General features: G+C 66.4%; 9 protein-coding genes and 4 pseudogenes. 7 read left to right on the plus strand and 6 right to left on the minus strand.

What is annotated here, in order from left to right:
• The coding region (locus ACFVSN_RS44320) for a ribosome-inactivating family protein (protein WP_387959214.1) at window positions 1-808 on the minus strand (808 nt) is incomplete at its 3' end.
• Window positions 809-951: 143 nt separating this feature from the next.
• Here ACFVSN_RS44320 and ACFVSN_RS44325 point away from each other — a divergent pair.
• From ACFVSN_RS44325 to ACFVSN_RS44350, 6 genes and pseudogenes are all read left to right on the plus strand, one after another.
• Entirely contained in the window at window positions 952-1086 is a 135-nt protein-coding gene (locus tag ACFVSN_RS44325; protein ID WP_387959218.1) for a helix-turn-helix domain-containing protein, read from the plus strand.
• A 221-nt stretch (window positions 1087-1307) separates the two neighbouring features.
• Complete coding sequence (locus ACFVSN_RS44330; RefSeq protein ID WP_387603042.1) at window positions 1308-1616, plus strand: transposase; 309 nt, start codon at window positions 1308-1310, stop codon at window positions 1614-1616.
• A 125-nt stretch (window positions 1617-1741) separates the two neighbouring features.
• Window positions 1742-1888 (plus strand): annotated as a pseudogene (locus tag ACFVSN_RS44335) (IS3 family transposase); the annotation flags it as partial.
• Window positions 1849-2064 (plus strand): annotated as a pseudogene (locus tag ACFVSN_RS44340) (IS3 family transposase); the annotation flags it as partial. The pseudogenes ACFVSN_RS44335 and ACFVSN_RS44340, both read left to right, overlap by 40 nt.
• 53 nt (window positions 2065-2117) lie before the next feature.
• Entirely contained in the window at window positions 2118-2315 is a 198-nt protein-coding gene (locus tag ACFVSN_RS44345) for an integrase core domain-containing protein (RefSeq protein ID WP_387603039.1), read from the plus strand.
• A 48-nt stretch (window positions 2316-2363) separates the two neighbouring features.
• Window positions 2364-2624, plus strand: a pseudogene (locus tag ACFVSN_RS44350) (hypothetical protein); the annotation flags it as partial.
• A 57-nt stretch (window positions 2625-2681) separates the two neighbouring features.
• Here the strand turns inward: ACFVSN_RS44350 and ACFVSN_RS44355 are convergent.
• The 3 genes from ACFVSN_RS44355 to ACFVSN_RS44365 form a co-directional block, all read right to left on the minus strand.
• On the minus strand, window positions 2682-3281 hold the full coding sequence (locus ACFVSN_RS44355; protein WP_387959216.1) for a winged helix-turn-helix domain-containing protein: 600 nt from the start codon (window positions 3279-3281) through the stop codon (window positions 2682-2684).
• 459 nt (window positions 3282-3740) lie between these two features.
• Window positions 3741-3920, minus strand: a complete 180-nt coding sequence (locus ACFVSN_RS44360) for a hypothetical protein (protein ID WP_387603033.1) — start codon at window positions 3918-3920, stop codon at window positions 3741-3743.
• 68 nt (window positions 3921-3988) lie between these two features.
• Window positions 3989-4963, minus strand: a complete 975-nt coding sequence (locus ACFVSN_RS44365) for a GlxA family transcriptional regulator (RefSeq protein WP_387603030.1) — start codon at window positions 4961-4963, stop codon at window positions 3989-3991.
• 1081 nt (window positions 4964-6044) lie between these two features.
• Between ACFVSN_RS44365 and ACFVSN_RS44370 the strand changes: the two genes are divergently transcribed.
• Window positions 6045-6167: a hypothetical protein gene (locus ACFVSN_RS44370; protein ID WP_387603027.1), complete on the plus strand. Its 123-nt coding sequence runs from the start codon at window positions 6045-6047 to the stop codon at window positions 6165-6167.
• 10 nt (window positions 6168-6177) lie between these two features.
• Here the strand turns inward: ACFVSN_RS44370 and ACFVSN_RS44375 are convergent, their stop codons facing one another.
• Together ACFVSN_RS44375 and ACFVSN_RS44380 are read right to left on the minus strand one after the other, a co-directional pair.
• Window positions 6178-6744 carry a transposase gene (locus tag ACFVSN_RS44375; protein ID WP_387959219.1) on the minus strand — a complete coding sequence of 189 codons (567 nt, stop codon included), beginning with the start codon at window positions 6742-6744 and terminating at the stop codon, window positions 6178-6180.
• Window positions 6660-7192: pseudogene (locus ACFVSN_RS44380) on the minus strand (winged helix-turn-helix domain-containing protein). Before ACFVSN_RS44380 ends, ACFVSN_RS44375 begins: the two are co-directional and overlap by 85 nt.
• Window positions 7193-7454: the final 262 nt, after the last annotated feature.

A 7454-nucleotide genomic window follows, 5' to 3' on the forward strand; every position in this document is an offset into this window, starting at 1 on the left:
CGTCCCGCAGGTCCTCACCATCCGGGCCCTCAAGGAGCGAGCGGCGAGGACGAGAATGTCCGGATCCCGTGCCCGCCATCGCGACGGCGAGGATCGCTACGAAAGACTGAAGTCCACTAAAGGTGATCCCAGATACAGTCACTGGCAGGGATTGACGGCGGGGAGCAGCGTCATTAAGGGCCCGATGAAATGCCTGCGATATGGCCCTCCAGTTATTCTGGATGTCGATTAGGTTCGCCGGCAGGCGACGACCCTGCCCAATCCAGTTTTCCGTGATGGCTGCTCTAATCTGACGGAATCGAGTGGCCTCCGAAATCATCTGAGCCAACCTCAGGACACCTCGCGCCCGGATTTGGTCATTTTGGCCAAGCAGGTCCGAAACTGCAGAACTCATATCTTCCCGACTGAACGCCATATCGGATCGTGAATACCCAGAAATGCGTTCCACGTCTTGGTATGCGACGCCCATCCTTAGAATGGTTGGATCCAGGCCCCTATAAGGGGGGAGCACCCGCTCCTCGAGGAGATAGAGAGTACTGGGGTGCTCCTCAACGGGATTGTATCCCACGAGATACAGATTATCGTACCTGATATGAATATCTACGCGCCGTTCGCCGCTCGTGAGTCGCACAGCGAAAGTTGCAGGTGTCTCACTGGCGCGAGTGGCTCGCGCTTGTCGAATGGTGTCATAAATCGGGCTGCCTGCATGCGTTACGATGGACTCGATGAACGCGCTATATTTGCCCGCACTGGCGTGCGGGATATCGAGTTCCGCCACCACTTTCCGTCCCCACATGTCGTTCGTCATGCAATTATCTCCTTATTCGAAGTACCGTGACCGTATTGCCGGTTCCATTATCTCGTGATTCCGTCAGCGTTACTTGATCTTGCGTGGCAGGGTTGCTTGGCACGGAGCTCTTCGTGGAACAGGCCGCCGCATTGTGGCAGTTGGTGAACAGTCACGACATACCTGCCGATATAGCTACGCAAGGCCGGATCGTGCTATGGTCGAGCGAAGGACGTCGACGCAAGGACATTGCCGAGCTGCTTGGCGTATCACCACCGACAGTGGACCGCTGGAGGTAGCGTGAAGAAACTCGTCAATAGCAACATGAACTGGCATGAACAGGATCGCGAGACGCCAGGCTCACCTGCTCCTGGATCTGTTATAGCCCACAATCTAGGGATGGAAAGGAGTATTTGTTCCCTGATAACAAATACTTGGAACTCGTGACAGGATCTTGGGTGTTGGGGCTGGTCAGGCGTGACTGGTGTGACGCGGTGTGTGAGTACTCGGCCGTGGGATCATGGACGATGACGTGTGGGCACTCGTGAAGCCGCTGTTGCCGCCCCGGCCCGAGCGGGCGCCGGGGCCACGGCCGGTGGACGACCGGCTGCGTCCGCAGGGCATCCTGTACGTCCTCCACAACGACGTCGCATGGCAACTCCTGCCGCTGGAGTTGGGGGTCGGATCCGGGCAGGCCTGCCGGCGGTGCCTGGATCGCTGGCAGGCCGGGGTCTTCGACGAAGCTGCACGGCGGGAGAACCGCCGCCTGCGCGAGGACGTCGACATTCTCAAGCGTGCGACAGCTTTCTTCGCCCAGGAGACCCGGTGACGGTCCACCCGTTCATCGAGGCGGAGAAGCAGGCAGGCCACAGCGTCAAACGGGCGTGTGAGCTGCCGAAGGTCTCCCGAGCCGCCTTCTACGCCCGCCGCACCGCCGTGCCTGGTCCCCGCGCGGTGCGCGACCTGGACCTCACTGAGAAGATCACCGAGGTCTATGCCGCCTCGCGCGGCAGCTACGGCGCCCCGCGCGTCCGTGCCGCCCTCCAGCGCAACGGCCAGCGGTGCGGCCGCCGACGCATCGCACGGCTGATGCGCCAGGCCGGGCTGCAGGCCGACACCGCAGACGGCGTCAGCGCACCGCAATCCCCGACCCGCAGGCCGCCACCCGTCCGAACCTGGTCCTGCACGACTTCGAACCGGACCCCGCCGGCCTCGATACGCGCTGGTGCGGCGACATCACCTACATCCCCACCGGCGAGGGCTGGCTCTACCTGGCCACCGTAATCGACATCGCCTCCCGCCGCGTCGTCGGCTGGGCCACCGCCGACCAGTGCTGGGAAACGCACTCGCCGAGTCCTTCTTCGCCACTCTCAAACGGGAGTTGCTCGGCGAGCGTCCCTGGCCCAGCCGGGCCGCGGCACGGACCGCGATCTTCGAGTGGGTCGAAGGCTGGTACAACATACGCAGGCTGCACAGCAGCCTCGGCTACCGCAGTCCCGCCGAGTACGAAACCGTCCTGGCGGCCTGACCGCCACACCGACGGTGTCCGTCAAAGCGGAGCAAGCTCAGCCCTCAAGTGTCTGGCCAAGCGCTACCGGCACCTGAGCGAGGAGATAGCCGACGCGGACGCCGACCTGCGCGTCTTGATCACCCGCACCGCACCCGGCCTGCTCGCAGTGCCGGGTGTCGTACCAAGACCGCCGGGCAGCTGCTGGTCACCGCCAGCGACAACCCCGACAGGCTCGCCTCAGAGGCATCCTTCGCCCGCTTGTGCGCTGCCGCACCCGTGCCAGCCTCGTCCGACCGCACAGACCGCCACCGACTCGACCGTGGTGGAGACCGCCAGGCCAACCGCGCACTGCACACAATCGTGCTGGTCCGCATACGTCACGTTTCAGAGTCGAGCTCCTGGCGCCACGGATTGGGCGAAGTGGTGCGGTATGCCTGTACTCAGCTCCAACAGGTAACCCTTGTCTCGCACCGTCTTGATCAGGATTCCCATAGGTGCCACCCGTCGCCGCGTTCGAAGCACCCGTATGTCCAGGGCGTTCCGACGGCATTGTTCATTGCCCGGCCAGAGGTGCGCGGTGATTTCTGCCCGGGTCACCACGGACTGGAACGAGGCGAGTAGCAGCCGCAGCAGACCGGCCTCGCCGCCGGACAGCGGGAGCTGCCTTCCCCTGAAGTAGACGATGCCGGCGCGGTCGACCAGCGGCAGGCCGGCCAGAGCTCTGGCGCGCAAGGTCGCGCACCGAATACGAAGCTCGCCGTCGTCCCACGGAACCCGTATCCAGTCCTCCAGCGGGTCGACAGACGACGGCGGCAATGCATCAGGCCCGATAACGAGAAGCCGTGGGATACCGCGAGCTCGATAACGTCTTACCTCTGGTGCTTGATCGGGCCAGTACAAGACAGGTACCGCCGGGGTCGTCGCGATGCGCCGCGGGCAGCTTGTCGCCGAGCCATAGGGAACTTGAGGAGCCTTGGCAGACATATCGGTAAACTTTGGCGGCATCGTCGCCTCTTCGGGGAAATATAAGTTGAGTCGGTTACCAGCCGGTCGGGATGCGCCAGGAGTCCGTGCGCCGTCGTCGACTGCGCGGGGAGGGCACGGGAGCCGCCCGCCCCGTCACACAAATCGAACCTTAAACTACGGCGAGTTCCAAGACCTGCAGGGCGTGCCTCCACAGTGCCTGGGCCTCGGGGTGACGCTGCACCGAAAGTAGGGCCGCTGGACCGCTACGAAAGCGGCATGTCCAACACGGCGACGTCCGCCCTCAGTTCACAGCTCAGGCCGACGGCCCGCTGCCAGCCTTGTGCCCGGGCCACCAAATCCATGTGCGGCTGGAACGTGCCGGTCGTTTCCGGGGTTTCCGCGGACGAGTGACTCGTCGCCGGCGATCAGGAGGCGGGTCACGGTCGCTCCCTCCGGCCCCGACGTGGGCCCACGACGTCAGGTGACTTTCTGCCAGCCACACGGGGACACGGTCGTCGTGTTCGCGAGTCCGCAGTAAGCCCGGCGCATCCATAGGGTGCTGCCATGGTGGTGCTCGGGGAGCGCGGCGCGCGCCTCCTCCGCGGTGTCGAAGGCGTACTCCTTCCCTCTCGGGGTGCGGATCTTCCAGTCGTCCATGGGCATGCCTACCAGGCCCGGTCCTCTCGACATGGCGGTTTCCCTTCGTCGTCCGGGGTGAGTACGTGTCAAGACTGTCGGCGGTACTGCTGGGGTGCCAGGCCCAGGGCACGTTGGAAGGAGCGTCGCATCGCCTCGTAGCTGTGGTAGCCGGCTGCCCGCGCCACACGTTCCATGTCGTCCTCCGTGTCCTCGAGGAGGCGCCGCGCGGTCTCCAGGCGGGTCTGCGTGACGTAACGGCCCGGGGAGACTCCGGTCTGTTCGGTGAAGGCCCGGGTGAAATGGCGTGGGGACAAACTTGTCCGGCGGGCGAGCGCCTCGACGGAGAGGTCTGCGTCGGGGTGGTCTGCGATCCATTGCTGGATGTCGCGCAGGGACGTGCGGTGTGCGGCCTGCGCCTTCATCTGCGTGGAGAGCTGGCGCTGATTGGACTGACGACGCAGGAAGACCACCAGGTAACGCGCGACGACGTGGGCAGCGTCCGGTCCGATGTCCTCCTCGACCAAGGCGAGGGCAAGGTCGATGCCGCTGGTGACCCCGGCTGAGGTGGAGACTTTGCCGTCCCGGACGAAGACGGGCGTCGGGTCGACCGTGACACCGGGGTAAGCGGCGGACAGGGCCTCGGCCACGGCCCAGTGAGTCGTGGCCGTGCGGCCGTGCAGCAGCCCGGCCTCGGCAAGTAGGAATGCGCCCGAGCAGATCGAGGTGATCCGGCGGGCCTCCCCTGCGTGGAGGCGCAGCCACTGAACGACGTCCCGATCGAGGTTGCCCAGTGCAGCCATGCTCGGCCCTGGGACGACGAGGGTGTGCGGCGGCGGCGCGTTCTCCAAGGCCGTGTCCGGGTGGATCCGGAGCCCGCCGGTTGTGCGTACCGGAACGCCGCCCGGACTAGCGGTGCGCACCCGGTAGACGGGACCGTCGGGTGAGGCGTTCGGGCTCCGGGTGGCGTAGCCGTTGGCGCCGGTGAACACTTCCAGGGGGCCGGCGACGTCCAGGCCCACGACACCCTCGAACATCACGATCAGTACGTCGCGGGCTCTCATGCCCCCAAGCGTCTTGCATCAAGCCAACGGCGGCAAAAGGCCGAAGGTCCCATCACTCCAAGTAGTGACCGGCTGCCCCGCAGACCGTCCGAATGATGGCGTGAAAGCTGGCAATCTCGTCCTGTGTGTCCGGTTGTTCCAGAACCGTTCCTCGCCGTCCTCCAGCCGCTAAACCGCGCGATGCAGCAGGACCGGCCCGACACAAGCGCTGGGCGGCCCAAGCCGGCGTCGAGGGCACGTTCTGCGAGTCGCCCACGGCACGGCATGCGCCGCCGGCGCGGATAGGCCGAGGCCATCTGCAGCGGACACCCCGGAGCCCGTCTGCTGGAAGCTGCGCCGGAGGTTCCACTGGGGCGCACGCTTCCTGCCGCACCGCCGCGAGGATTCCACTCCCCGCTCCCGCCGAAGGTGCACAGCGGCCTGGGCGCCCGCAACAGGCTCCACGCCGGCTACCCGCTCCACAGCCTCACCACCTGCCGCCCGAACCCCTGGCCGCGACCCGCCAGGTGAAGCCCCGGCAGCGGCGGGCCGCGCAAACGGGGAGGTGGATGGTCATCTGATCAAAGCCGCCCCTCCTCCTGTGTCTCCCTTCCCCGGGTCCTCCGCTCCGGACAGAGCATCAGGCGCGGCGGCCCGGCGGCGCCCCGTGTACGTTCGCCGTGTGCAACAAATGCCGTGGTCGGCCGAACCACACACCGCGGGCGGACGCGCCCGACCGGTCTCAACAGGCCGACGGGTCTCGCGGCGGGCTCCGCCTCACCCGTTCTCTGGCGCACCGTCCGCAGCGCCTGCCCCGCTGACACGACAACGGCCACCTCAGGAGTCCCACGATGGAACTCTGGCTGCTGAACCACCAGATGGCCGACCGCAGGGACTTCCTGCTGATCGCCGACTCCAAACTCGTGTCCCACTCCAACGTCACCGCCCTGCTGGACGCGAAGGTCGTCTTCATCGCCCCCGCCCCGGCCGCGAAGGTCCCCGACGAGGTCTATACCGCCTTGAACCTCGAAGATGCGCAGGTCGTGGCCTACGTCCCGGACCGGGACGCGGCAAACCCACCGACCGGCGTGAGATCTACCGCGTGTTGGAAGACACCCATGCCCTGCCCGGGCGGCGCAAGAGCGACCCGGTGCACACCCTGCGCAGGATCCTGGTCCACTCCAGCGGCAATGCCCGCGGCCAGCAGGCCGCCCGCGCCTACTGACTTCGGCTTGTCAGGGTGGCGCGGGTGCGTCGAGGATCAGGCCGGTGCCGGCTATGAAGCCGTCGAGGGTGTCAGGCCGGTACTGCAGGCGTTTGAGCCGGTTGCGGACGAGGGCCTCGAGTCGGTCGCGGGCCATGACGGCGAGGTTGGCCAGGCTGCGCTTGACGTGTGCCCAGACCCATTCCACGGGGTTGAGGTCGGGCGAGTAGGCGGGTAGGAGGAACACCGTCAGCCAGGCACGCTGGGCGATCAACTCGCGCATGGCGTGTGAGATGTGGGTGTTCAGGCGGTCCCAGACCAGCACGATGGGCGCCTTGACCAGTTGGTGGACGCCGTCGATCAGTGCGATGAAGTCGCGCTCGCCCATGCTGCGGCGCTTGCCTCTGCCCGCGGGGTGGGTGCGCAGGCGGTGGCACAGCCGGGTACGGTAGCCGGGCCGCATGGCGATCATCCCGGCCACGGACAGGCGTCCCGAGCGTCTGCCGCTGACGGTCACGACCGGCGTGCGGCCTCGCCGGCCCCAGGTAAGTCCTTTGGGCAGACGACGGGTGAAGCCTGCCTCGTCCTCGAAGCAGATGTAGCCCCCGCAGGCCGCCCGAGCGCTTTTACCTCCGCTCAGGTCGCCTCCTTCCATGCGGCAACGGCCTGCTCGTCACGTTCGGCCACCCGCCGCGCGGGGACCTGCGGGCTGAAGCCGAGCCGGTGCATCAGCCTCGTGGCGCCCGAGATGCTGTAGGAGACGTGGAACTTCCGGCCGATCAGCGTGGCCACCCTCACCGCGGTCCACACCTGGTCCTCGATCCAGCCGTGTGCGGCTGGGCCCTGATCCAGGTACGCGCCAGTTTCTCCAGGCAGCTCGCGGATAGACGGCACCGCGATCCGCTCGGGCCGCGGGAGGCCAGTGCCGCGACCCCGCCCTCCCGCCACAACTGGTGCCACTGGTAGGCCGACTTCGGGCTCACCCGCAACCGTCGCGCGACCTCCGGCGGCTTGACCCTCTGCTCGAACAGCTCGGCCGCCTGGATCCGTACCACTTCCCGGCGCGCCCGTCCCGCGACGGTCAGCCCGCCCCCATCCGCATATCTCACACACCACCGGATACAGCCACGGCTCCAGACTCATCAGGGACTTCGCGAAGGTTCACCCTGACGAGCCGAAGTCAGTAACACGAGGAAAGCCGGGTCTGTCCATTGAACGGCTCTGGCCCGTATTCGGTGGTAACGAAGGGTGACGGTTGTCGTTGGCATGGTGTGCATGAGGTCAACGAGCTTGTGAGTGTGGTGTTTT

It is taken from the genome of Kitasatospora sp. NPDC057904, from assembly GCF_042887925.1.
Taxonomy (GTDB): domain Bacteria; phylum Actinomycetota; class Actinomycetes; order Streptomycetales; family Streptomycetaceae; genus Kitasatospora.